Below are 22,656 nucleotides of genomic sequence, written 5' to 3'. Positions count from 1 at the left end.
TGGAATGACCCTTCCATATCGTGCAACTGGAATGAGCATTTCAGTTATCGTATCGCAGAGGAGACCCGATGAACGGGCGGATCCTGATCTCAGGGGCGAGCATTGCGGGGCTGACGCTGGCGTACTGGCTGGCCAGGCACGGCTTCCACCCCACCGTGATCGAACGCGCGCCGCGCCCACGTGTCGGCGGCAACGGGATCGACGTGCAGAACCTGGCCATCGACGTGGTGGAACGCATGGGGATCATGCCGCGCGTCCGGGCGGCGGCGGCCGACGTCCAGGGCATGAAATTCGTGGACGCCCGCGACCGCGCCATCGCTCGCATCACCCTCCCGACCGGCGGCGTGGAGGTCATGCGCGGCGACCTGGTGGCGATGCTGCACGAGATCACCGACGCCGAGTACGTCTTCGGCGACTCCATCCGTGACCTGAGCCAGCACGCCGACGGCGTGAGCGTCTCCTTCGATCGCGGGCACACCCGCCGCTTCGACCTGGTCGTCGGCGCCGACGGCCTGCACTCCGCGGTCCGCAGGCTGGCCTTCGGCCCGGAGTCGCACTTCATCCAGCACAAGGACCACTACTTCGCGTTCGCCGACGCCGGCACCGCGCTGGGCGAGGACCGCTGGGTGACCATGTACAACCTGCCGGGCAAGATGGCCGGGATCTACCGCTCGGGTAACCACCCGCAGGCCAAGGCGTACTTCATCTTCCGTTCGGGGCCGCTGACCTTCGAGCACCGCGACGTCGAGCAGCACAAGCGCCTGATCAGTCAGGCGTTCGCCAGTGAACCGACGTGGCGGATCAAGGAATTGCTCGCCGCCGCGCTCGCCGACCCCGGCTTCTACTTCGACGCGCTGAGCCAGGTGCGGATGCCGTCGTGGTCGTCGGGCCGGGTGGCGCTGGTGGGCGACGCCGCCTACTGTGCCTCCCCGGCTTCAGGCGCGGGCGCGGAGCTGGCCTTGATCGGCGCGTACCGGCTGGCCGGGGAACTGGCGGCCGCCTCCGGGGACCACCGGATCGCCTTCTCCCGCTACGAGGACGCCCACCGCCCGCTGGTCAGGCAGAAGCAGCAGATCGGTCCGAACGTCCGCCTCATGGTGCCCAAGACCGTGGGCGGCATCCGGGTTCGCGACGCGGCCGCCCGGCTACCACTGATGCGGGCTATGGCGGCGGCGGAGCGCTTGATGCGGGCCAAGGGCTCCATGAGGCTGCCGGATTACGCCTTGGCCTAGAACATCGCCTCCGCAAGCAGGACCATGCCGAAAAGGGCGAACGCCGCCGCGGCGCCGTAGCGGATGACCTTCTCCGGCAGGTGCCTGCCCAGCAGGCGGCCGACGAGGATGGCCAGGGCGTCAGCCGCGACCATGCCGACCGTCGAGCCGATCCAGGTGCCGACCCAGCCGTGCTGCGTCGCCAGCGTGATCGTGGCCAGCATCGTCTTGTCGCCCAGCTCGCTCAGGAAGAACGCCACGGTCACCGCGATCAGGGCGCTCCTGGTGACGCTCTGGGCCTTGCGCGACTCCTCCTCGGTCAGCTCGTCCCCGCGCAGCGTCCACACGGCGAACCCGAGGAAGGCCACCCCGGCCACCACCGAGATCGCCGTCGTCGGCAGCGCGTCCCCGACGAGGCCGCCCACGGCCACGCTGAGCAGGTGCACGACGGTCGTGGCGATCGTGATGCCCAGGAGCACGGGCCAGGTCTTGAAACGAGTGGCGAAGGTCATCGCCATGAGCTGGCTCTTGTCACCGAGCTCGGCCACGAAGATGACGACGAGACTGATCCAGAACGCTTCCAACGGTCCTCTTCCGCGCGACCGGACCGGAAGCTGGAACCCAGGGAGTTTCGGGCACGACTTCGGCCCGGCAGCGTCTTGTCCACATGACTGCCAGGCCGAAGGTCTCGTCCGCCCGCGAAGGCCCGCGTGACCGGACGCGAACGCGCCAGCATGTCGATCACGCGATTGGGACTACTCCCCTTCGGAATTCCAAACCACCATAACAGCCCAAACCGGGGCACCTATTCCGGGGCGGGCTCGTCTCCAAGGCTGCAGCCGACGAGCACGGGCTCGTTGACCAGCGTGACGCCGAACTTCTCCCGCACCCCGTCCCGCACCTCCCGCGCCAGCGCGAGCAGGTCGGCGGTGGTGGCGCCGTTGGGGTTGGTCAGGGCGAGGGTGTGCTTGGTGGAGATGCGTACGGGGCCGCGTTCGTACCCCTTCGGGTAGCCCGCCTGCTCGATCAGCCACGCGGCCGGCACCTTGATCGTCCCGTCGGGCAGCTCGTAACGCGGATGATCGGGCGCGCGAGTGGCCAGCACCGCTGCCTCCTCGGCTGTCAGAATCGGGTTGGTGAAGAACGAGCCGGCGCTGCGCGTGTCGGGATCGTCCGGGTCGAGCACCATACCCTTGCCGCGCCGCAGCCCCAGAACCGCCTCACGGGCCTGCCCCAGCGGCACCCGGCCGCCGAGCTCGACCTGCAGCCTCCCGGCCAGCTCCTGGTATGCGACAGGCCCCGACACTTCCGAAATATCCAGCGCGTACGTCACCGCCAGCACCACGTACCGCGCCAGATCCCGCTTGAAGGCGCTGTCCCGGTACGAGAACCCGCACTGCCGCGCCTCCAGATCGATCACCTGCCTGGTGCGCCGATCGTAGGCCCGCACGCACCTGATGGTCTGGGAGACCTCCTGCCCGTACGCGCCGACGTTCTGGATGGGCGTCGACCCCACCAGCCCGGGGATGCCCGACATGCACTCGATGCCCGACCAGCCCTCCGCCACCGCGCGGGCCACCAGCGGGTCCCAGTCCTCGCCCGCCTCGACCGTGACCAGCACCTCGTCGACGTCGCGCGAGACGGCCACGCCCGCGGTCGCCACCTTGATGACGAGCCCGTCGAACCCGTCGTCCGACACCACAACGTTGCTACCCCCGCCGAGCACCAGCGTGGGCACCGCTTTGCTGTCGGCCTCGGCGATCAGGGACACGAGCTGCTCCGCCGTGGTGGCTTCGGCGAATTCGCGGGCGGGGCCGCCCAGGCGCAGCGTCGTGTACGGCGCGAGCATCTCCATGGGCAACTAGCTTATGAGGCACTCAGCATGCGGAGCACCCCGTCATAGTTGCGCCGCGACTCCCGGTCCAGGTAGCCGGCGGGAACCTCATGCGCCCCCAGCCGCTCCACCGGCAGCGGCCCAGGGGGCACGACCAGCTCGCCGCGCAGGCCGAGCGAGAGCTCCAGATCGGCGTTGCGGCCGTAGTGGGCGTCCTCGGGCAGCGCCCCGAGCGCCGCCGACCTGCGTACCGCCATGAGCTCGCCGGTCAGCGCCCGCACCTTGCCCGGCCCCGCCTCGTGAGCGCCGCCGCCGGACGGCTCCGCGCCCCGCCACCCGGCGCCCACCGCCCCGTCCACGATGGCCGCGACCAGCGGGGTCAGCGCGTCGCCGCGCAGCACGACGGAGGTCTCCATCAGCACGTGCACGTCCGACTCGTCCAGCCGCAGCAGTTTGGTACGGCTCTCGCCCCAGGTCGCCGTGCCCCCACGCCAGTGCGGCGCCTCGGCCACGTGCCAGACGGTGATCCGCTCCGGGTACCGCTCGGCGAAATCGGCCAGCACGTCACCGGCGCGGTCGATGTTGCCCAGGTCGAACGCCAGCACCTTCGCGCCGGTGTGGTCGATCACCGACTGGACGCACGCGCGCACGTCCGCGGGCCAGCCGTCGACGAGCAGGCCCACGGTGGCGGTGACACCCCTGGTCTCGACGCGCTGCCTTTCGACGTTGACGCCCAGGTCGTCAAGGCGGTTCGTGGCGAGCGTGGCGTCCCAGGCGCGCTGGGCGTGCAACATGCCGTCGCCCGGGTCGCCGTGCTGCCCGGGGTCCCCGGAGAAGCCCAGCTCGGCGGCGGGGTTGACGCGCGCGTGCGCACCTCGTGGCTTGGCCCCCGCCGTCCCCACACCGGTCGCCGCACCGGCCCTGCGAGGGGTCGCCGCCGCACCACCGGCGCCGGTCGCCGCACCACCGGCCGCCGTGCCCGGCTCGCCTGCCCCGACCGCCGCACCGCCCGCCGTGTCCCGTCCGGTCCCGGAGCCGCCCGCCACCTGCTCCATGCGGGCCGGCCGCAGATGCCCCGGAGGCTTGGCGTCGGTCACGGCGGACATGGGGATCGACCGGACCGTAGGCCATACCTGTCGCACAGCTTCACTCATAGGCACACGGGTACCCGAGAGCCGCCCGACATATCATCGCGCGTCAGGACAGGCGGCGATCCATGGGTCAGGACAGCTGAACCACCGCACGGGCCTTGGACAGCACCCTGGCCTCGCCCGACCTCGCCGTCAGCCCGACGACCACCCGCTTGTCCTCGAGCTTCTCCTCCACGACCCCGCTCACCGAGATCGTGGCCCCTTGGTCGTCATCGGGCACGACCACCATCGACGAGAACCGCACCCCGAAGTCGACCACCGCACCGGGATCTCCTGCCCAGTCCGTGACGAACCGCCCGGCCTGCGCCATGGTGTACATCCCATGCGCGATCACATCGGGGAGCCCGACCATCTTGGCGAACCGCTCGTTCCAGTGGATCTGGTTGAAGTCGCCGGAGGCCCCGGCGTACATCACCAGGTCGGGCCTGCGCACGTTGTAGTCCACGGCCGGGATCTCCTGCCCGACCTCGACCTCGTCGTACTTCACCGTGGCAGCCATCAGCCGGCCCCTCCGCGCTCGACGATCGTGTTGTAGGTCACGCAGACCGGCTCGCCCTCGACGGTCGTCACGTCGCTGCGCACCGTCAGCAGCTCGTTGCGCCCGGCGGTCCGGATGTCGGTGATCGTGGCGGTGGTGACCAGCTGGTCGCCGGCGTAGATGGGGCGGGCGTACTCGAAGCGCTGCTCGCCGTGGACCACCATGGCCAAGTTCAGGCCGAGGTCGGGATCGACCAGCGCCCCGCCGCCGCTCTGCAGGCTGAACAGGATGGGGAACGTCGGCGGCGCGATCACGTCGGGGTATCCGGCGGCCTGGGCGGCCTCTTTGTCGCGGTAGACAGGGTTGCTGTCACCGATCGCGGCCGCGAACTCCCTGATCTTCACCCGGCTGACCTCGTAGGGGGCGCCGGGCGGGTAGGTCCTGCCCACGAAGTCACGGTTCAAGGCCATCAGTGCTCCCTCGCATGTCCTTCATCCGAGCGCTGCTGAGGCCGACGGTAACAGAACAAGGTTCGGCTGTCGCCGGTGATGGCCGCGTCTTTGCCGCCGCCCGGCGATCTTGCGTACCGGGCTGTCGAGAGGGCAGACACGACGAACCGGCGCCCAGGCTAGGGACGCCGGTTGTGCGAAGTGCAGGAAGGAGAAGCTGCCCGGAGAACTATCGGGTCTCGCGGTGCGCGCGGTGGCAGCGGCAGTTGGGGCAGTATTTCTTCAGCTCAAGCCGATCCGGGTCGTTGCGCCGGTTCTTCCGCGTGATGTAGTTGCGGTGCTTGCACTCCTGGCAGGCCAGCGTGATCTTCGGCCTAACGTCGGTGGCAGCCACTTGGGAGTGCCTTTCTACGTTCGGGACATGGACACACCCGTACCCAGGCCGATCGACCTGGGATTGGGCAGTAGCGGAGGCCGGACTTGAACCGGCGACACAACGATTATGAGCCGTTTGCTCTGCCTGACTGAGCTACTCCGCCTTTGAGACCGGTAAGGACCCGGCCCGTAGAGGATACCCGAAGCAGGGAGCACATTCGTAACTCGCCTGATCGAGCAGGGTGACCCCCAGTATGCCTCAGGAACCCCCGAGATCCGAAATCCACATACAAAGCCCCACCTGCCGGTGAGATCTGCCGAACCCTACCGCAGGTCTTGGGCAGACGCGCTGGCCAGCGTAGCAGCGGGAGACCAAGAGCGACAACAGCGGGGAGCGATGCCTTCGAGGCCGAGCAGGTAGGCCAGCGGATGCTCCTGATCACCGATGTCACGCCGACGTGCGAGCAGACGCTCAACAGGTATTCGGGGATCTGCAGGCGCGGGTCCGTACAGCCCACCAGAGGGACGCCGACGGGGAAGACCGTTCCCCGGAATGCCCGATGGCGGCCTCGGCTCGCGCCGACGCCTGGACTGTCGAGACGGAGCCGATCTCTTACGGCTCCCATAGCGAACGATCCGCACGCGGGTGCAACCCGACCAGGATGTGCTTGCCGGCCGCCGCGAGCCGCTCGGCGGCGGCCAGGAGCAACTCGGTGCCCGGGCCGAGCGGCCGGATTGGCCGGATCTGGTGACGCTGGTGACCACCGGGTGGCGGTCGGCTCGCCTGATCAGAGCCTCTCCAGCCGGCCGGCTGGCGCCGTCCGCTCGGTGCATGCTCAGCACGTGACCCGGGTGGCGCCCACGACATCGTGCGGCAGGACACGGGCGAGTACCGGCAAACGGGGCACGAGCATCACAAGGGCAGCCATCGCGGAGACAGGAAACCCGCGACGGCCCACAAATAGCGGAAACCCGGCAGCAAGAGACGTCCGCGGCCCAGTCGGGAATTATCGAGAAACTTGAAGATGGCTTGACCCGACGCGCCGCGTAACCAACGCCCACCGCGGAATAAATGCTAAGGAAATCGGCCAAAACCGAAGACCCCAGGGTGCTGGGGATCTTCAGGCATGGACTCCAAATGCAGCAGCCCTCGGCCGACGACCGGAGCAGCGAAGGCTTACTTATGTTTCGAACTCGTGCAGGCAATGAACACTGAGCCGATGGATCGGGCCCGAAGCACGGAAAGGAACTATAAATATGGCTGACCAAGAAGATCGGCATGACGAGAGCCAGCTCGGCAAGGAAGATTATCATCTTCTTTTGGAAGCGGTTCGCCTCGTTCCGGGACTCGAGACTGCGGCACAGTTCACCAAGCTAGCGATGCGGAAACTCACGTTCCCCCTGAACTCTCCCGAAGATTTGCGTCCGCTGTTCGATGGCGTAGATGGAACAATCAGCGGCACCAAGCAGGAGATTCCAATATCGCACCTGTACAAGCACATCCCCTCCCAAATGTTCCCGATCACCAGTTACACGGATCTGATCGGTGTCGCGCTCAAACCGCGCCCTCGCAAGGAGCCGGGCGAAACCGACGACGGCACGACGGGCGATTCCGCCGAGCCCGAGGCCCTCAAGGCGACCGCAAAGCCCAACGCCGAGCCAGCCGAGCAGGCGCACGCCTCGGCCGAGGTCGCGGAGCCCTCCACCACGCGGACTGACTCTGATCTCACACTGGTCCAGCCGTCGGCCACGGAGGTCGGCGAGCTCGCGCCCGTCGGTGCCGACCATGACGGTGACCGGATCACGGACGGCAGTCCCAACGGCAGCGCCGAGAAGAAGCACGCCAACGTAGTCGTCGAAGACGCCGAGCTGATCACGGTCGGTGAGGCTTCCGGAGAGGAGAAGGACGACATGGCATCTCAGCCGGCTCTCGAGGATGAAGCGGTCGCTTCGAACGGCAACGCGCCTTCGGCGTTCAAGCAGGAAATCCCTTCCGCCCCGGAGCAGGAGACGCCTTCCGCTCCGCAGGAATCGCCTTCCGCGGAGGACAGCGGCACGGCGGAGCCGGCGCGGGCACAGTACCAAGCGCGCCAGAAGGCAGCCCCACGGCCAGGCTTCAGCACCGCCTCCCGGCAGGGAGGGTCCAGCATCGCCAGTCTCGACGCCGCATCGCTACTCAAGAGCCGCAGCGACGTGCCCACCCATGGCTGGCGCAAACTGATCTACAAAGTTTCAGGTGGCCTGATCAAGCCGCGCGAGTCCTCCGAGATGCGTCACCGCCGTGAACTGATCGCCCGCGCCCGTACCCGGGTCTCCTCGGGGCACCACCGGGTCGCCGTGCTCAGCCTCAAGGGCGGTGTAGGAAAGACCACCACCACGGCCTGCCTCGGCTCCATCCTCGCCCAGGTCCGCGGCGACCGGGTCATCGCGATCGACGCCAACCCCGACCGCGGGACCCTCTCGGACAAGATCCAGTTGGAGACGCCCGCGACAGTCCGCGACCTGCTCAACGAGCGCGACCGGATCCAGCGTTACGTCGACATCCGCACCTTCACCTCGCAGGCCCCATCCCGCCTGGAGATCCTCGCCTCCGATCGCGATCCGTCAGTGTCCGAGGCGTTCACCGCGTCCGACTACCAGGCGGTGTCCGCCATCCTCGAGAACTTCTACTCGATCTGCATCACCGACTGCGGCACTGGTCTGCTCCACTCGGCCATGTCCGGTGTCCTCGGCCTGGCCGACCAGCTCGTCCTGGTCACCTCTCCGGCCGTGGACTGCGCCCGCGCCACCTCCGCGACGCTGGACTGGCTGGTGAACCATAAAAACGAAAGCCTGGTCCGCTCCGCCACGGTGGTGCTGTGCAGTGTCCGTCCCCGGTCGAAGTCCACCGTGGACCTCGACCAGCTGGAGGCCCACTTCGCGGCCCACTGCCGCGCCGTGATCCGCGTACCCTACGATCCCCACCTCGAAGAGGGCGCGGAGGTCGACCTCGAAAGGCTGCAACCCCGGACCCACGAGGCGTTTCTCCACCTGGCCGCCTCCGTAGGCGACGGCTTCGCTGATCCGCAACCCTGAATGCGGTATGGTCGGCACGCCCAGCGTGCTCATCGCTCAGATATCGCTCACAACATCAAACGCCCGGCTTCAGGATCTCTGAAGGCGGGCGTTGTATCAGACTATGAGCCCCCAAACGGAATCGAACCGTTGACCTTCTCCTTACCATGGAGACGCTCTGCCGACTGAGCTATAGGGGCCTGTCCGGCGCTGCGGACAGGTGTAACCATACACGGCACTCAGCGATGATGCGAACTCGTTTGGGCCTCCGCGATCCTCTCCGAGTCCCGCCGCGCCGGCAGCTCGATCACCTCGCACAGATCGGCCAGATCGACGTAGCCGGCCACCTCCGCGACGGAGGAACAGTCGGCGACCACCCACCCGTGCCTGCGCACCCGGAGCACCTGCCGCCCGGCCCGCACGGCACCCATGACCTCGTAGCCGTCGAGGCCGACCCATCGCCTTTCCATAGCGGCACACAGTAGCCTTCGGGTCTCTCAATTTTTGCCACGCCACAGGCGTTACAGCTATACCGACTCGGTACGCGCTCAGAACCGGTAGAAGCCCGCGAAGTCCTTCAGCCGCGCGATGTCGTCGATCCGCACCACGGCCCCGGTCTCGGGAGCGTTCATCATCCTGCCCTGTCCCAGGTAGATACCAACGTGGTGGGTCTTGACCGACTTTTTCGTGATTCTTCCGAAGAAGATAAGATCACCAGGTACGGGCGCCGCGTCCACCCGGCGCATCCTCCGTACGTGATCGTTGGTGCTCCCCGGCCCGAGCACGTCCTCTCCGTGCGCCAGCCGCCGCCACAGCCAACCGCCGTCTCATCCCGTCCCCCTTGCCATCGGGCTTCGGGATTTATCCTGCCTTATCTGGATTTCAGGGTGAGTTTCACCGAGCCAACGGTGATGTTCACGCCGACCGCGCCCTTCGCCCTGCGCGGCTTGGTGGTGAACGTGAAGGTCGCCTTCTCGCCGCGCGGCAGCTCCGCGATCGTGCAGCGCACCGCCGTACCGCTGAACTTGCACCCGGGCGCCTTGACCACGCGCTGCCCGCCGAAGGCCCGCCCGGAGACGTTGACGTTCGTGACGGGGTGCGGGCCGGTGTTCGCCACCGTGACCGTGTACGTCTTCCTGCTCCTCGCCGCGCCCGTGACCGACACCTCGGCCGGCGGGTTGGCCATCGCCTTGAGCTGGGACTCCGAGCCGTTGAACGAGTTACCCCCGCCGACCAGCGGCCCCTTGTCCGCCGACTGCCAGAACGTGTGCCTCTTCCAGCTCTTCGGCAGCTCGCCCGGGTCGCCGCCCCAGCGGGCCAGCCAGAGCGGGTTGGACCTGAACTTGGCGGAGTTCCCCGTACAGGTCTGCCACCAGCTCGTGGTGGTGTAGATGACCGCGTGCCGGCCGGTCCGCTCCCGGTACCTCTTCGTGAAGTCCTTGAGCCAGGTGACCATGTCCGCCGCGGACAGGCCGTAACAGTTGTTCTTCCCGTTCTTGTCCTTGTACGGGTTGTCCTCGATATCGAGCACTCCAGGCAGGGTCTGGCCGTCGGCCACCCAGTTCCCGCCGTTCTGCAGGAAATATTCCGCCTGGGCTGCCCCATCGGATTCGTGCGGCTGCGCAAAGTGATATGCGCCGCGAGCCAGCCCGGCCGCCGCGGCGCCGCCGAACTGGGCCTCGAAACGCGGGTTACGGTAGGTCGTCCCCTCGGTGGCGTGGACGAACGCGAACTTCCCGCCTCCCGACGCCACGCTTTCCCAGTCGATGTCGCCGGTCCAGTTACTGACGTCGACCCCGGCAACACCATCCGCTGCCTCGGCGACTCCGCCGCCCATTCCAAGCGCCGCGATTATCGCGAATAACCCAAGACGTTTCACGCCGGAGATCATTGCGGAGTTAACCGCAATTCCGCAAGCCGTGGCGCGAGCCAGAGTCGTCTTGCCCGGCCCCGGCAACCCGTTCACCAGAAGCACCGGCATGCCGCGCCGTCACGCTCGAGCCCTGTCTCCACCGCCCGCCTAATCGACCTGCGAAAATTTCTCGCCAACTCCCGAGAAACCGCACCTCAGAACCCCAAAAATCGCCGTCGCCGGCACACCGCCCCACGCACGTTTCCGCAGGTAGGGGCCGTTTATGAACGTGACATTCGCGTTTGTCAAACCCGGTTTTCCCTGCGCAAACTGGATCCGATCCTCTTTCGAGGCCCCGACCTGGGGTTTCTTCGCCATGCCCGCAGGAGACCGACCATGATCCACGCCCGGGGACTGACCCGAGTGTTCAAAGTCAAGAAGGAGACCGTCGAGGCCGTCCGTGGCATCGACCTCGACATCGAAGCCGGCCAGCTCGTAGCGTTCCTGGGCCCCAACGGCGCGGGAAAATCCACCACGCTGCGCATTCTCACGACCCTCCTGCCGCCCACCTCGGGCACCGCCACAGTGGCCGGCCACGACGTGGTCAAGGACCCGGCCGGCGTGCGCTCCCGCATCGGCTACGTCGGTCAGCGCAACAGCGCGGGCGAGGGCTTCCTCGCCCGCGACGAGCTGGTCACCCAGGGCCGCTGCTACGGTCTGCCCGCCAAGGAGGCGGCGGCCCGCGCCGACGAGTTGCTCGGCCTGCTCCACCTGGAGCCGCTGGCCAAGCGGCGGCCCGGCACGCTCTCGGGCGGCCAGCGCCGCCGCCTCGACATCGCCCTCGGCCTCGTCCACCGCCCCGACCTGCTCTTCCTCGACGAGCCCTCGACCGGGCTGGACCCGAAGAGCCGCGCCGAGATCTGGGAGCACATCCTCCGGCTGCGGGAGGCGTACGGGACGACGCTGTTCCTGACCACCCACTACCTGGAGGAGGCCGACAGCATGGCCGAGCGGGTGGTGATCATCGACAACGGCCGGATCATCGCGGACGGCACCTCCGAGCAGCTCAAGAACGACCTGGCCGGCGACCACATCACGATCACCACCAGCACGGAGGAGGAGGCGCGCAGGGCCGCCGGGATGGGCAACGGGACGGCCGAGGGCACGACCGTGCGCCTGCGGGTCTCGAACGCGGCCGCCGCGCTGCCCGACTACCTCCGGACCCTGGACGGGGCCGGCATCAAGGTCACCACCGCCGAGACCACCCGCCCCACCCTCGATGACGTGTTCCTCAGTCTTACCGGGAGAAGCCTCACCGATGACAACATTCCTGCGTGACACCACGACCGTTTTCTCCCGCGAATTCAAGCCCGCCCTGCGGGATCCCGCAGGGCTGCTGTTCGAGATGGGACAGCCGCTGCTGTTCCTGTTCCTGTTCGGGTCGCTGCTGGACGGGGCGGTCGGCTCGTCGTGGCAGTGGTTCGTGCCGGGGATCCTGGTCATGATGTGCCTGACGGGCCCCATGTCCGCCGGCTACACGCTGCTGGTCGAGCTGATCGGCGGCTCGATGGAGCGCATGCTGGTCACGCCGCTGAACCGGACGGCGATGCTGGTCGGCAGGGCCATGAAGGCGATGATCGTGCTCCTGGTCCAGGCCGTGCTGATCATCCTGCTGGCGCTGCCGCTGGGCTTCGAGCTGTACGTGGCGGGCGTCCTGGCCGGCCTGGCCCAGCTGGTCGTCTTCGGGGTCGGCCTGGGCGCGTTCTCGTTCGTCCTGGCCGTCAAGTCGGCTCCGGGCGGCACCCTCTTCTGGATCGTCAGCCAGTCGATCCTGTTCCCGCTGCTCCTGCTCTCGGGCGTGCTGCTGCCGTTGGAGACCGCTCCGGCGTGGATGCGCGCGATCGGTCAGGTCAATCCGGTGACGTACATCGTGGACGCCCAGCGCGCCCTCTTCGCCGGCCACCTCACCGACCCCTCGATCCTGTACGGCACCGCGTCCGCCTGCCTGATCGCCGCCGTCGGGCTGTACCTGGGCAACCGGGCCATGCGCCAGGGCGTCGTCTGATCAAGGGCTGATCGCCAGGAACAGGAACGCGGCGAACAGCACCAGGTGCACTCCGCTCTGCATGAGCGTCGCCCGCCCCGGCACGACGGTGAGGGTCGAGACGACGACCGTCAGGGCGAGCAGCACCAGGTGGGTGCCGCCCAATCCGAGAAGCAGCGGCCCCTCGAGCCAGATCGACGCCACCGCGATGGCCGGGATGGTCAGCCCGATGCTCGCCATCGCCGACCCGAGCGCCAGGTTCAGGCTGATCTGGACCTGGTCGCGCCGGGCCGCGCGGACGGCGGCGAGCGTCTCGGGCAGCAGCACCAGCAGCGCGATCACGACGCCCACGACGGAGTGGGGCAGCCCTGCCGACGACACCATCAGCTCGATCACCGGCGACTCGACCTTGGCCAGGCCGACCACCGAGATGAGCGCCACCAGCAACAGCCCGAGGCTGGCCAGCGCCGTACGCCCGGAGGGCCGTGGGGCGTGCTCCTCCTGGTCGGGCGGCGCGCCGTCCCGGGCAACCGGCAGGAAGTAGTCGCGGTGGCGTACGGTCTGGGTCACCACGAACAGCGCGTACAGCGCGAGCGAGGCCACCGCCGCGAAGACGAGCTGCGCGGGCGAGAACGCCGGCCCTCGCGCGCTCGTCGTGAACGTGGGCAGCACCAGGCTCAGCGTGCTGAGCGTGGCCACGGTGGCGAGCGCCTTGCCCGTGCCCTCGGCGTTGAACGCCGCGATCCGCCGCTTCAAGGTCACGGTGAGCAGGGACAGCCCCACGATCCCGTTGCACGTGATCATCACCGCCGCGAACACGGTGTCGCGGGCCAGTGTCCCGGTCTGCTCGCCGCCGGAGATCATGATGCTGACGATGAGCGCCACCTCGATCACCGTCACGGCCACGGCCAGCACCAGCGAGCCGAACGGCTCTCCGACGCGATGCGCGATGACCTCGGCGTGGTGCACGGCGGCCAGCACCGCGCCGGCCAGCAGCAGGGCTACGACAATGACCAGTGCGGTCGGCAGCTCCCGCCCCCAGGAGAGCCCCAGCACCAGCAACGACAGGGCGGGAATGAGAACGGTCCACAGCCTCAAAACGTTACGGATCACGTACAGGGTGCTCTCCCGTCTTTCACAGATGACACAATGGAATCACCCCTGATCATGCCTTGACATCCGTTTTATGGGGGAATGAAAGTGACCTGGTGGCCCATCTGATCGCGACGACCACCGTGCCCTGGATCCCCGTGGCGCACCGCCTGGACGTCCTCCTCTCCGCCGCCCTTCCGCCCCCCGATCAGACCACGTCGGCGTTCGCCTTCGTCTCGGACGGGCTCGGCAGGACCCTCATGACCTGCGTGGACCGGGAGGGGCGGGGCTGGGACATCCCGGGCGGCCACCTCGACCCGGGCGAGAGCGCGATCGACGCCGCGGTGCGCGAGCTGCACGAGGAGACCGGCCTGCGGCTGCCGGCCTCCGCCCTGTCCGTCTTCGCCTGGCAGCGCATCGAGCTCCTGGACGCCCCGCCGGCCGACTACCGATACGCGCCTTTGACGTACATGGCCATGTTCCGAGCCGTCCTGCCGGGTCCGGGCACCCCGACGCGCCCGCCGGCCGGTTCGGAGAGCACCCACGCCGACTGGCTGCCCCGCGCGGAGATCGAGCGCCTCTGCGGCCCCCGTACGTGGCTGACGCTGCTAGAAGGTACGGGCCCGCTCTAGATCGGCTCCCCGGTAGAACCGCTCGGGAATCCGCGCGAGCGTGGACGGATGCACCTGCGGCCCCAGCCCGTACAGCTTCTGGAAGCTCATGATCAGCGGCCGCCAGGCGTCGGGATCGATCCGATCGCTCGTCCCCGCCATCCGGATCTCCTCGTGCACCCAGACCCGCTGCACCCGCACCTCGAACGCCAGCACCCCGCCGTCATCGCCCACCGGATGCACCGCCTCGACCACGGCCTCCATGCTGACCGGACACTCGGCCACCCGCGGCGGCGCCACCGTCTCGGACGGCGTGGCGGTCAGCCCCGCCCGCTGGAACTTGTCCGGTACGTACCGATACCCCCGCTCCTGCTTCCGCTCGGGAACGGGATCCGACCCGGTGGTGAGCGCAAGCCGGTCAACGGCCGCGGCGAGTGCGTCGGAGGGCAGATTGAGTACGCACTCGCGCGCCCTGACCAGGTTCTGCGCCGTCTTGGCCCGCGATCCCAGCCCCAGCATGGCCCGCCAGCCGAGCCAGAAGGCCGACGACATGGGGGCCAGGTTGGGGGTTCCGTCGTCGTTCAAGGAGGAGATCAGCACCACCGGCGTGCCGAAGTAGAGGATGTTCGGCTCGATACGGGTGTGCTTGTCGACAACAGTGCTCATGGGCACCACTGTCGCCGCCTGTCACGGCGCCGCGCTGGCGGCCATCGGACGTCTCGCTGCCGATTTCAGGACCGATGTTGGCTCAGTGCCGCCTTGACCTCCGGCCACTCATCGGCGACCACGGAGAATATGGCAGAGTCCCGGAGCTTTCCCTCCTCCCCCGGCACCCACGAGGGCGACCAACTTCGCAACACCCCCTCGAACCGGGCGCCGAGCCGCTCGATCGCCCGCCGCGACCGCATGTTCCGCGCATCCGTCTTGAGATCGACCCGCGCCACCCCCAGCACCTCGAACGCGTACGTGAACAGCAGGAGCTTGGCCTCGGCATTGATGCCGGTCCCCTGCGCCGACGCCGCCAGCCACGTCCAGCCCACCTCGATCGCCCGCAGCTCCTGCCGCCCCGGCCAAAACCGGGGATCCCAGAACCCCGTGCACCCCACCGCCCTGCCGTCGGCCACCCGCACCTGCGCGAACGGCGTCAGCCCTTCGCGCTCCCGCTGGGCCGCCACATAGGCCTCCACCTCCCCAGCCCTCGGCACCACGGTGAAGTCGTAGGCGGACCGATCCTCCTCGGCCGCTCGCGCCAGATCCGCCGCATGCCCCATCACCAGCGGCTCCAGCCGTACGAGCGATCCATGCAGCACCGGAACATCGAGCCGAACGCTCATCGGAATCCTCCTCATCGTTCCTGGCGTTGGCACCTTGCCCGCTTCCGCGAGCGGGCAGGTTGCCGGACCGTCACAGGGCCAGGTCCCTCGGATCCTCTGGATGACATCTCGGTGCGATGGATCATGCCCGACCCCACGAACGCACGTCAACGCGGGAACTCTTTCCGAACGCTTCCCGTATAGTGTACGGTACGGCATACGGTTCAAGAGGGAGGCACGCATGTATCAGCCGGGCAACGAGGAACTGAAGAGCGTCGAGGAGTGGTTCACCGAATACGACACGCTGGCGGAGCAGGGCGCGATCGAGAGGCTGGCCGATCTGGCGGTCTTCCCCATGAACCTGGCCACCGACGTGCCCGAGGGCTACGCGACCGTACGGCAGTGGACGCGACCGGAGTACATCGAGGCGATGAAGGACGCCATGGGCAGTGGCACGGCGGGTCTGGAACTCGAGTCGAAGAGAACACCGCACTTCCTCAGCCCGAACCTCGTGGTCGTGGAAACCGAGGCGACGATGACGATCGAAGGCCGGAGGCAGAGCATGCACTACGCCGACCTGCTGGTGCGCACCGAGGATGGGTGGGCCTTCCAGACGATGATCCAGGCCGGTTGGGGACACGGCTGGCCGTCCGCGAAGCGCGGCTGATCTCCAGAGGACGGCTCTTAGGGGTGAGCCAGCGAGGTTAGGGGTGGGGAGCCACCGAGGACCGAGTCACCGTGGAATCGACCTTCCACCCCACTCCCCTCGGAGAGGCCATGAGGCACGCCGTGTGCTCCTCTAGGCGGACCTGTCATCCGGCGGGGGCATGAACTTGCCGTAGCGGACGGCGCGGGTCTGGTCCCCGCCGGGCGGCTGGGACTGGCCCTGCGGGGGCGCGGGGTGCCCGTACTGGCCGCCTCCATACTGGACGTTGCCGTTGTTCGGCGCCGATCCGTACGGCCCGGCCCCATAACCACCGGCGCCGTAACCACCGGCGGCGTAGCCGCCAGGGCCGTAGCCGCCCTGTCCGTACGCCCCCTGCGCCGGCTGCGCCGGAGGAGACACCTGGGCCTGGGCCGCCGGGAGCTGCTGCCACGGAGGCGGCGGCACCGCGCCGTACCCGCCGCCGGGTGGGGGCGAGACGTAGGACGGCACAGTGCGACGGCGTCGACGTCCGCCGAGAACCTTGGCCAGGACCACGGTGATCACGATGGCGACCAGCACGCCGGCCCCGATCAGCACCCACATCAGGATCGGCTTGGGCGACTCGTCCTTGCCCGCGGAGACCGCCTGCTGCGCGTCGCTGATGTACTTGGCCACGTACGGGTGGTTCGGGAAGAGCGCCTGGACCTCACGGAACTTCGGCAGCGCGTCCGAGTAGTAGTGCCGGAAGTAGTCGTTGAGCGCCTCGTTGTACCGGGTGGTCGTGATGGCCTGGGCGGGCTTGATGTTCTTCTCGCCGAGCTTCTCCTTGATGATGCCCACCGGCAGGACGAAGCTCTCGCTCTCCGAGGCCTCGCCGGTCTCGCTCACCGTGCCGGCGATCAGCATGCCGATGACCTTGCCGTCCTTGCTGAACACCGGGCCACCGGAGTTGCCCTTGTAGGAGGGCGCCTGGGTCTGGATGTACGGCACCCCGCTCTGCGTGCTGCGCTTGGCGTTGTACGGGCCCTCGGTCAGCGCCGGCTCCAGCTTGGACTCGAGGCTGAAGAACGGCGTGTTGGTGACCAGGCCGGGGAAGCCGCTGATGTAGAGCGTGTCGCCGGTACGCACGTCGGCGTCGTCGCCGAGCGGCACGGTCGGCAGGTTCTGCTGGCCGTTGACCTTGAGCAGCGCGAAGTCCTTGCCGGGGTAGCTCTCGCCCACCGACACCAGCTCGGCCGGGACCGCCTTGGCGGTCTTGTCCACGCCACCGCCGGGCAGGCTCTGCATCACCGACAGGCCCTGCTTCAGGTTGCGGAGCTTCATGTGGTTGGTGTTGAACGTGACGTAGATCTGCTGCGCGAGCTTGACGATCTCCTCGTCGGCCTCGATGCCCTGCAGGCCGCTGATGATCTCCTTGGCGTCCTGCTCGTTGAACTTGGCCAGCGCCTGCTGCGCGAACAGCTGGCTGAGCTCGGTCTCGCCGACCTGGACGCAGTGCGCCCCGGTGACCATGTACCCGTCGGGGGTGACCCACCAGCCGGTGCACAGGCCGCCGACCTCGGCGTCGACCGTACGCTCTGGGGTGGTCTCGGTGAGGTAGGTGTCCACATCGGCCGCGATCCGCTGGAACAGCCACTTGGCGATACTGCGCTCGTCCGAGGAGATCTTGCCGGACTGCACGGTCGCGGTGGCCTGCTCGACGAGCTGGTTGAACGCGGTCTGATTGATCGTGCTGGTCGGGACGGCGACCGTACCGGTGTAGGTGAAGCTGGTCAGCTGGACCGCCGGCTGGGTACGGGCGGCCAGCCAGGTGCCGACGGGCACGTCGGGCCGCTCATCGGGCGCATCGTCAGCCGCCGCCGGCAAGGCAGGCAGCGCGACCGCCATGACAACCGCCGCGGTCGCGGCGATCTTCGTCAACCTTTTGCTGAAATTTCCGCTCACAGCCGGAAATGGTGGGGTACGGCTCTTGTGGGCGGCTTGGAAGCTACTTGGGGGCACCAGCGCAGACGTGCCGAGGTCGAGTCACTCCCCAGCTGCCGTTACGGAACTCTCGGCGTGCACGTTGGGGGGACGCTACCGCATGGAAAACGTCTCCGCGCCGACGACGACGAAAACCCGCACTGCCCGCACGAAGACCACCCCGGCGAGAACACGGCTGGTCCAGGATCAATATTGGGTTTCACCTGTGTGCGGAAGTTCAATAGGGTCGAGCTATGACGATCTTCGGCCCCGTCATCGACGTCCGGCCCCTCTTCCCGCGTGAGCGGGAGGCCATGCTCGACCTGCTCCGCGCCCTGAGCCCGGCGGACTGGGCAAAGCCGACGATCTGTCCAGGCTGGAACGTGCATGACGTCGCCGGACACGTGCTCAACGACTACATGCGGCGCCTGTCAGGCATGCGCGACGGGCACGGCGGCGCCGTCTTCGCCAACGACGAGACGCTTCCCGCCTTTATCGCGCGCACCAACGAGGAGTTCGTCCGGGCGTCCCGCCAGCTCAGTCCGCAGTTGCTGATCGAACTGCTCGACCACCTCGGACCACAGCTGGACGCCGTCTGGGCGGCACGCGATCTTGAGGCGCCCGCCGGCCTGAACGTGTCCTGGGCCGCCACTGACATCGACAGCGCCACCTGGCTCGACATCGGCCGCGAGTACACCGAGTTCTGGGTCCACCAGCAGCAGGTACGCGACGCCGTCTCCGTTCCCGGAGCCACACAGCCCGACCTCATGGCGCCGGCACTGAACATCTTCGCGCGCGCCTTGCCGTACACCTTGAGGATGCACGAACGCCCGGAGGGCACGGTGGCTCACCTGGACGTGCACGGGCCGGCAGGCGGGCAATGGAGCACGGCCTGGCAGGACGGCCGATGGCGGATGGTGACGCCCGGCAGAGAGCCGGCCGCGCGCGTCTCGATGGACCAAGACACCTTCTGGCGGCTGGCGACCCGAGGCATCACCGTCGAGGAGGCCCGCGAGCGCTCGAAGCCGAGCGGTGACCCCGAGCTCACCGCCGCCATGACGACCTTGCTCGCGGTCGTCGCCTAGGCCAGGGGCTCCGCCTCCAGCACATTGGTCAGTGCCCCGCCACAGCCCCAGCGCCGCCTCCTCCGACCCCCGCGGCCGGCTCTTCGCACCGGCACGCGGTCCGTCCTCACTGTTACCGACATGGGCTGAGAGTGCGTGTTGGTGCGCCGTCGGTCCGCTGTCAGCGGCGACGGCCATTGTCGTATGTGCAGGCCAGACGTACGAGACATCGAACACGAAGCCCTCGGCGTCGGACCCGGAGAAGCGAAGGAAGTCTTCACCCGCGACGACAGCGGCGCGGTCGTGGGCATCGACCTCGCCGGCCGGCTGTTCAGCCGGGTCCCGGCCACATCCTGATCAAGCGGACAGGAGAGGTGTATCAGTACATCTTCGTGGTAGTGCGCTGGACGACGGCGGGGGCCAGGCGGACGCGTTTGGCCGTGACCCGGTGGCCGCGGGTGTCGGTGACCCGCACGGCGAAGGGCCCCCGGCCCATGCCGGACTCGGCGATCCAGTAGTTGTAGTCGGCCCGGGCCAGCTTGCGCCACGCGCCACCGGCGGCCTTCACCTCGACCGAGGTGAGCGGGTTGCCGTGGTCGATGACCAGCAGGGCCAACCACCACTGCGACGACCCCTCCTTGACGCGGAAGGAGAGCGGTCTGCCGACTCGCGGGTTGCGGACCGGGCGGTAGGTGACCCCCACCATGCCCTTGCCGGGGTCCGCGACGCGGGCGAAGGCCGTGCGGCTCAGGTCGATGTGCCCCGCCGGGCACTCCGGGCACTGGTCGACGACCTTGACCCGGACGGCGCCCCTCGGACCGGTGACGTTCAGGTAGCCACCGCAGGCGGCCGCGGCGGCGTACTCGCCGGGGGAGAGCGCGACATAGAGATTGCCGGCGGGAGGCGACGGATATGAGCAGTTGCCGCCTCCAGACTGGAGTTCGTAGAAGGTCGCCTTCCCCCTGATCGCGTTTCCTCCGACCGCCTTCGCCGGCACGCGGGTGGCCGCGGCGCTCTCCCCGCTCCGGGCGGATTGCGCCAGGGCAGGGGCTGGGAGGAGCGAGGTCGCGGCGAGCGCGGCCGCTAAAACGGAGGGAAAGCGTCGCATCCGGGTTTCCTCTCGTGGGGGGATGGATGCGACGGTAGCGAAATCGGTACATCTCGGTACGGCAAAGCATCAGATATCCAGATGTGCGATCTCTGGCCGGGCCCTTGTACCCGAACCCGGCGGCCAAGCGGGCTCAGGTGTCACCGGAGGACGGCTGTGTGACCGCGGCGCACGTACGGAGCCCACCGGCCAGGAGGAGCGGCGGCACCGGCAGAGGCATTCCCCGTGCCGTTGCCATTGATGAGCCACCTCTGGTGATGGATGTTGGTGGGACAGGTGGCAGCGACCAGAAGCGATCCACGAGGAGTTCGACATGAGCCATGCGGCGCCCCCTCCGGTCACCATGCCTACCCGGCGTCAGCGCCCCCTCGATCCTCCGCAGGAGTTGGAGAAATGGCGCGAGGAGGCCCCGGTCCGCAGATTGCGGTACGCCGACGGCCACCTCGGCTGGCTGGTGACCGGCTACGCGGCGGCCCGTGCCGTGATGGGCGACGGCCGCTTCAGCACCCGCCCCGAGCTGCACCATCCAACGACGCCGCAGATCGGGCGGCACCAGGCCGTCCGCCGGCCACCCGCGTTCTTCGTACGCCTGGACCCGCCCGAGCACACCCGCTACCGCAAGCTGCTGACCGGCCAGTTCACCGTGCGCCGCATGAAAGTGCTGGAACCGCGGATCGCCGAGATCACAGCCTCCACGCTCGACGCGATGTTACGCAGCGGCCCGCCCGCCGAGCTGGTGCGCGACTTCGCGCTGCCGATCCCCGCACTGGTGATCTGCGAGCTGCTCGGCGTCCCGTACGCCGCCCGCGAGAGCTTCCATCGGCAGGCTTCGACGCTCGTGTCGTTGGATGTCAGCACCGAGCAGAAGCAGCAGGCGATGGACGAGCTGAACACCTACGTGCGCGCCTTGGTGGCCGACAAGCGGGCCCGGCCGGGCGACGACCTGATCAGCGGCCTGTCGTCCGGTGGCGAGCTCACCGAGGACGAGCTGTCCGGCGTGGCCATGCTGCTGCTCGTGGCCGGGCACGAGACGACGGCCAACATGCTCGCCCTGGGCACGTTCACCCTGCTCGGCAACCCCGGCCAGCTTGCCGCACTGCGCCGCGACCCCACCCTGGTGCCGGGCGCGGTGGAGGAACTGCTGCGCTATCTCACGGTGGTCGACTTCATGGTCCGGACGGCGCTGGAGGACGTGGAGCTCGACGGTCACACGATCAAGGCGGGTGAGACGGTGACGGTTTCCCTGCCCGCGGCCAACCGAGACCCGCTGCGGTTCGCCGATCCCGGGGTCATGGACATCACCCGGGACGCGACCGGCCACCTGACGTTCGGACACGGCATCCACCAGTGCCTGGGCCAGCAACTCGCCCGCAACGAGATGCGCATCGCCCTGCCCGCATTGCTCGACCGACTGCCGGGGCTGCGCCTGGCGGTGCCCGCCGAGGAGGTGCCCATGCGGTCGGACATGCTGGTCTACGGCGTACACCGGTTACCGGTGACCTGGTAGCCAGGTCTCCTCGTCTTTTGACGGCCAGCACGGCAGAGGCCCAAGCTGGTGTCTCGTAAGATCGCGCTCATGGCAGAGGGCGTCGTGCTGTGGGATTTCGACGGAACACTGGCGGTCCGGGATGGCATGTGGCGCGGCTGTCTAGTGGAGGCGCTGACCGCTGTCGCGTCAGGTCACAAGGTAACCGACGCCGATGTGACGCCAGGGCTACGCGATGGCTTCCCCTGGCACCGCCTCGAGACGGGGCACCCGGCCCTGAGTACTCCTGATGCGTGGTGGCAGGCGTTGCACCCGCTCTTCGTGAACGCTCGCGGGAGTGGTCAACTCCTCGCTGGCCGGCTGGGAGAAGCCGCGCCGGCGGATCTTCGAGGCGGCTCTGGAGCAGGCCGGATGGCCCGAACGTGTCTGGATGATCGGCGACAATCCGGTCGCGGACATCGCCGGAGCCCAAGCTTCTGAGATTCCCGGCATCCTCGTCACCCCGAGTCGGGATGGCCTGCGACCGGCGGTGCAGCGAATCCTGACCGAAGACCCGCCGGCCCTGTAGCCGCTGGTTGACCGCCACCCCGTTCGGGCAGGCGAACCCGAAGTGGCTGAAGTCAGGCATCTTCCGGGGATCGGGATCCGGGTGGAGCGCGAGATCGAAGCGGTCCGCGTCCCTGATGATCACGGTGCCGTCCGGGTACTCGCTTGCGGGACCGGCGCCGAAACCGAAGTATTTCTCATAGAAACGCCGTGACCGCTCGATGTCGCGCACGGCTAAGGCGAGGTGATTGAGCCGCATGCCGCGAAAGTAACTCCACGGCAGCCACCCGCGCGACTCGATTTCGCGGTCCTCTCAGCGCTGCGCGAGCACGACCCGTCAGCGCTGCCTATGACCGCACCGCTGAGCCGGCCGAAGACCG

General features: G+C 68.3%; 25 protein-coding genes, 2 tRNA genes, 1 pseudogene and 1 riboswitch. Of the genes and pseudogenes, 11 read left to right on the top strand and 17 right to left on the bottom strand.

Annotated elements, in window-relative coordinates:
- Nucleotides 1-68: 68 nt before the first annotated feature.
- Nucleotides 69-1,232: an FAD-dependent monooxygenase gene (locus tag EJK15_RS11005; protein WP_138710265.1), complete on the top strand. Its 1,164-nt coding sequence runs from the start codon at nt 69-71 to the stop codon at nt 1,230-1,232.
- On the opposite strand, the gene EJK15_RS11000 is transcribed toward EJK15_RS11005, so the two are convergent.
- From EJK15_RS11000 to EJK15_RS10970, 7 genes are all read right to left on the bottom strand, one after another.
- A complete protein-coding gene (locus tag EJK15_RS11000) occupies nt 1,229-1,795 on the bottom strand; it encodes a TMEM165/GDT1 family protein (protein WP_138710264.1) in 567 nt (188 codons plus the stop codon). The two genes, EJK15_RS11005 and EJK15_RS11000, sit on opposite strands and share 4 nt — an antisense overlap.
- 221 nt (nt 1,796-2,016) lie before the next feature.
- Entirely contained in the window at nt 2,017-3,066 is a 1,050-nt protein-coding gene (locus EJK15_RS10995) for a UDP-N-acetylmuramate dehydrogenase (protein WP_138710263.1), read from the bottom strand.
- An 11-nt stretch (nt 3,067-3,077) separates the two neighbouring features.
- Nucleotides 3,078-4,151 (bottom strand): hypothetical protein, encoded by a 1,074-nt coding sequence (locus EJK15_RS10990; protein WP_138710262.1) that lies wholly within the window; start codon nt 4,149-4,151, stop codon nt 3,078-3,080.
- 115 nt (nt 4,152-4,266) lie between these two features.
- Nucleotides 4,267-4,695, bottom strand: a complete 429-nt coding sequence (locus EJK15_RS10985) for a MaoC family dehydratase (protein ID WP_138710261.1) — start codon at nt 4,693-4,695, stop codon at nt 4,267-4,269.
- Nucleotides 4,695-5,144 (bottom strand): MaoC family dehydratase N-terminal domain-containing protein, encoded by a 450-nt coding sequence (locus EJK15_RS10980; RefSeq protein ID WP_138710260.1) that lies wholly within the window; start codon nt 5,142-5,144, stop codon nt 4,695-4,697. Before EJK15_RS10980 ends, EJK15_RS10985 begins: the two co-directional genes overlap by 1 nt.
- 208 nt (nt 5,145-5,352) lie before the next feature.
- A complete protein-coding gene (gene rpmG, locus EJK15_RS10975) occupies nt 5,353-5,517 on the bottom strand; it encodes a 50S ribosomal protein L33 (RefSeq protein ID WP_019632658.1) in 165 nt (54 codons plus the stop codon).
- A 71-nt stretch (nt 5,518-5,588) separates the two neighbouring features.
- A tRNA-Met gene (locus EJK15_RS10970) sits at nt 5,589-5,662 on the bottom strand.
- A 482-nt stretch (nt 5,663-6,144) separates the two neighbouring features.
- Here EJK15_RS10970 and EJK15_RS10960 point away from each other — a divergent pair.
- Nucleotides 6,145-6,345, top strand: coding sequence for a hypothetical protein (locus tag EJK15_RS10960; protein ID WP_138710259.1), 201 nt, complete (start codon nt 6,145-6,147; stop codon nt 6,343-6,345).
- 410 nt (nt 6,346-6,755) lie between these two features.
- Nucleotides 6,756-8,573 carry a nucleotide-binding protein gene (locus EJK15_RS10955; protein ID WP_138710258.1) on the top strand — a complete coding sequence of 606 codons (1,818 nt, stop codon included), beginning with the start codon at nt 6,756-6,758 and terminating at the stop codon, nt 8,571-8,573.
- 106 nt (nt 8,574-8,679) lie between these two features.
- Here EJK15_RS10955 and EJK15_RS10950 read toward each other — a convergent pair.
- From EJK15_RS10950 to EJK15_RS10935, 4 genes are all read right to left on the bottom strand, one after another.
- Nucleotides 8,680-8,752, bottom strand: a tRNA-Thr gene (locus EJK15_RS10950).
- A 39-nt stretch (nt 8,753-8,791) separates the two neighbouring features.
- A complete protein-coding gene (locus tag EJK15_RS10945; RefSeq protein ID WP_138710257.1) occupies nt 8,792-9,022 on the bottom strand; it encodes a transposase in 231 nt (76 codons plus the stop codon).
- Between the two features lie 78 nt (nt 9,023-9,100).
- Nucleotides 9,101-9,337: a C40 family peptidase gene (locus EJK15_RS10940; RefSeq protein WP_338089858.1), complete on the bottom strand. Its 237-nt coding sequence runs from the start codon at nt 9,335-9,337 to the stop codon at nt 9,101-9,103.
- 86 nt (nt 9,338-9,423) lie between these two features.
- Nucleotides 9,424-10,431 (bottom strand): GH25 family lysozyme, encoded by a 1,008-nt coding sequence (locus EJK15_RS10935; RefSeq protein WP_171074232.1) that lies wholly within the window; start codon nt 10,429-10,431, stop codon nt 9,424-9,426.
- Nucleotides 10,432-10,800: 369 nt separating this feature from the next.
- Here EJK15_RS10935 and EJK15_RS10930 point away from each other — a divergent pair, with 369 nt between their 5' ends.
- Together EJK15_RS10930 and EJK15_RS10925 are read left to right on the top strand one after the other, a co-directional pair.
- Complete coding sequence (locus EJK15_RS10930; RefSeq protein WP_138710254.1) at nt 10,801-11,742, top strand: ATP-binding cassette domain-containing protein; 942 nt, start codon at nt 10,801-10,803, stop codon at nt 11,740-11,742.
- A complete protein-coding gene (locus tag EJK15_RS10925; RefSeq protein ID WP_138710253.1) occupies nt 11,723-12,469 on the top strand; it encodes an ABC transporter permease in 747 nt (248 codons plus the stop codon). Before EJK15_RS10930 ends, EJK15_RS10925 begins: the two co-directional genes overlap by 20 nt.
- On the opposite strand, the gene EJK15_RS10920 is transcribed toward EJK15_RS10925, so the two are convergent.
- Nucleotides 12,470-13,561, bottom strand: coding sequence for a calcium:cation antiporter (locus EJK15_RS10920; RefSeq protein ID WP_206060785.1), 1,092 nt, complete (start codon nt 13,559-13,561; stop codon nt 12,470-12,472).
- 95 nt (nt 13,562-13,656) lie between these two features.
- Here EJK15_RS10920 and EJK15_RS10915 point away from each other — a divergent pair, with 95 nt between their 5' ends.
- Nucleotides 13,657-14,172 carry an NUDIX domain-containing protein gene (locus EJK15_RS10915; protein ID WP_206060784.1) on the top strand — a complete coding sequence of 172 codons (516 nt, stop codon included), beginning with the start codon at nt 13,657-13,659 and terminating at the stop codon, nt 14,170-14,172.
- On the opposite strand, the gene EJK15_RS10910 is transcribed toward EJK15_RS10915, so the two are convergent.
- Entirely contained in the window at nt 14,149-14,817 is a 669-nt protein-coding gene (locus EJK15_RS10910; protein ID WP_138710251.1) for a flavin reductase family protein, read from the bottom strand. The genes EJK15_RS10915 and EJK15_RS10910 overlap by 24 nt on opposite strands.
- 65 nt (nt 14,818-14,882) lie before the next feature.
- Nucleotides 14,883-15,485: a GNAT family N-acetyltransferase gene (locus EJK15_RS10905; RefSeq protein WP_138710250.1), complete on the bottom strand. Its 603-nt coding sequence runs from the start codon at nt 15,483-15,485 to the stop codon at nt 14,883-14,885.
- Nucleotides 15,486-15,493: 8 nt separating this feature from the next.
- A riboswitch (SAM riboswitch) is annotated at nt 15,494-15,592 on the bottom strand.
- Nucleotides 15,593-15,705: 113 nt separating this feature from the next.
- Between EJK15_RS10905 and EJK15_RS10900 the strand changes: the two genes are divergently transcribed.
- On the top strand, nt 15,706-16,131 hold the full coding sequence (locus EJK15_RS10900; RefSeq protein ID WP_138710249.1) for a nuclear transport factor 2 family protein: 426 nt from the start codon (nt 15,706-15,708) through the stop codon (nt 16,129-16,131).
- Nucleotides 16,132-16,263: 132 nt separating this feature from the next.
- Here the strand turns inward: EJK15_RS10900 and EJK15_RS10895 are convergent, their stop codons facing one another.
- A complete protein-coding gene (locus EJK15_RS10895; RefSeq protein ID WP_240776893.1) occupies nt 16,264-18,054 on the bottom strand; it encodes a S1 family peptidase in 1,791 nt (596 codons plus the stop codon).
- Nucleotides 18,055-18,326: 272 nt separating this feature from the next.
- Here EJK15_RS10895 and EJK15_RS10890 point away from each other — a divergent pair, with 272 nt between their 5' ends.
- On the top strand, nt 18,327-19,157 hold the full coding sequence (locus EJK15_RS10890; protein WP_138710248.1) for a maleylpyruvate isomerase family mycothiol-dependent enzyme: 831 nt from the start codon (nt 18,327-18,329) through the stop codon (nt 19,155-19,157).
- A gap of 183 nt (nt 19,158-19,340) precedes the next feature.
- Nucleotides 19,341-19,493, top strand: a complete 153-nt coding sequence (locus EJK15_RS70430; RefSeq protein ID WP_171074218.1) for a hypothetical protein — start codon at nt 19,341-19,343, stop codon at nt 19,491-19,493.
- A 22-nt stretch (nt 19,494-19,515) separates the two neighbouring features.
- Here EJK15_RS70430 and EJK15_RS10885 read toward each other — a convergent pair whose 3' ends face one another.
- Nucleotides 19,516-20,244, bottom strand: coding sequence for an expansin EXLX1 family cellulose-binding protein (locus tag EJK15_RS10885; protein ID WP_138710247.1), 729 nt, complete (start codon nt 20,242-20,244; stop codon nt 19,516-19,518).
- A 313-nt stretch (nt 20,245-20,557) separates the two neighbouring features.
- Here EJK15_RS10885 and EJK15_RS10880 point away from each other — a divergent pair, with 313 nt between their 5' ends.
- Both EJK15_RS10880 and EJK15_RS10875 read left to right on the top strand, forming a co-directional pair.
- Complete coding sequence (locus tag EJK15_RS10880; protein ID WP_138710246.1) at nt 20,558-21,751, top strand: cytochrome P450; 1,194 nt, start codon at nt 20,558-20,560, stop codon at nt 21,749-21,751.
- A 316-nt stretch (nt 21,752-22,067) separates the two neighbouring features.
- Complete coding sequence (locus EJK15_RS10875) at nt 22,068-22,298, top strand: HAD-IA family hydrolase (protein WP_138710245.1); 231 nt, start codon at nt 22,068-22,070, stop codon at nt 22,296-22,298.
- Between the two features lie 33 nt (nt 22,299-22,331).
- On the opposite strand, the pseudogene EJK15_RS77485 reads toward EJK15_RS10875, so the two are convergent.
- Nucleotides 22,332-22,535: pseudogene (locus EJK15_RS77485) on the bottom strand (VOC family protein); the annotation flags it as partial.
- Nucleotides 22,536-22,656: the final 121 nt, after the last annotated feature.

The sequence above is a fragment of the Nonomuraea basaltis genome (assembly GCF_005893125.1).
In the GTDB taxonomy this organism is placed as follows: domain Bacteria; phylum Actinomycetota; class Actinomycetes; order Streptosporangiales; family Streptosporangiaceae; genus Nonomuraea; species Nonomuraea basaltis.
This window is presented reverse-complemented; position numbering and strand designations above follow the sequence as displayed.

Bases quoted from the DNA above. Each gene is read 5' to 3' on its own strand.
- EJK15_RS70430 (WP_171074218.1), top strand. From the start codon at position 19,341: ATGTGCAGGCCAGACGTACGAGACATCGAACACGAAGCCCTCGGCGTC.
- EJK15_RS11005 (WP_138710265.1), top strand. From the start codon at position 69: ATGAACGGGCGGATCCTGATCTCAGGGGCGAGCATTGCGGGGCTGACG.
- EJK15_RS10890 (WP_138710248.1), top strand. From the start codon at position 18,327: ATGACGATCTTCGGCCCCGTCATCGACGTCCGGCCCCTCTTCCCGCGT.
- EJK15_RS10880 (WP_138710246.1), top strand. From the start codon at position 20,558: ATGAGCCATGCGGCGCCCCCTCCGGTCACCATGCCTACCCGGCGTCAG.
- EJK15_RS10980 (WP_138710260.1), bottom strand. From the start codon at position 5,144: ATGGCCTTGAACCGTGACTTCGTGGGCAGGACCTACCCGCCCGGCGCC.
- EJK15_RS10885 (WP_138710247.1), bottom strand. From the start codon at position 20,244: ATGCGACGCTTTCCCTCCGTTTTAGCGGCCGCGCTCGCCGCGACCTCG.
- EJK15_RS10905 (WP_138710250.1), bottom strand. From the start codon at position 15,485: ATGAGCGTTCGGCTCGATGTTCCGGTGCTGCATGGATCGCTCGTACGG.
- EJK15_RS10990 (WP_138710262.1), bottom strand. From the start codon at position 4,151: ATGTCCGCCGTGACCGACGCCAAGCCTCCGGGGCATCTGCGGCCGGCC.
- EJK15_RS10900 (WP_138710249.1), top strand. From the start codon at position 15,706: ATGTATCAGCCGGGCAACGAGGAACTGAAGAGCGTCGAGGAGTGGTTC.
- EJK15_RS10945 (WP_138710257.1), bottom strand. From the start codon at position 9,022: ATGGAAAGGCGATGGGTCGGCCTCGACGGCTACGAGGTCATGGGTGCC.
- EJK15_RS10930 (WP_138710254.1), top strand. From the start codon at position 10,801: ATGATCCACGCCCGGGGACTGACCCGAGTGTTCAAAGTCAAGAAGGAG.
- EJK15_RS10925 (WP_138710253.1), top strand. From the start codon at position 11,723: ATGACAACATTCCTGCGTGACACCACGACCGTTTTCTCCCGCGAATTC.
- EJK15_RS10985 (WP_138710261.1), bottom strand. From the start codon at position 4,695: ATGGCTGCCACGGTGAAGTACGACGAGGTCGAGGTCGGGCAGGAGATC.
- EJK15_RS10910 (WP_138710251.1), bottom strand. From the start codon at position 14,817: ATGAGCACTGTTGTCGACAAGCACACCCGTATCGAGCCGAACATCCTC.
- EJK15_RS10955 (WP_138710258.1), top strand. From the start codon at position 6,756: ATGGCTGACCAAGAAGATCGGCATGACGAGAGCCAGCTCGGCAAGGAA.
- EJK15_RS10995 (WP_138710263.1), bottom strand. From the start codon at position 3,066: ATGGAGATGCTCGCGCCGTACACGACGCTGCGCCTGGGCGGCCCCGCC.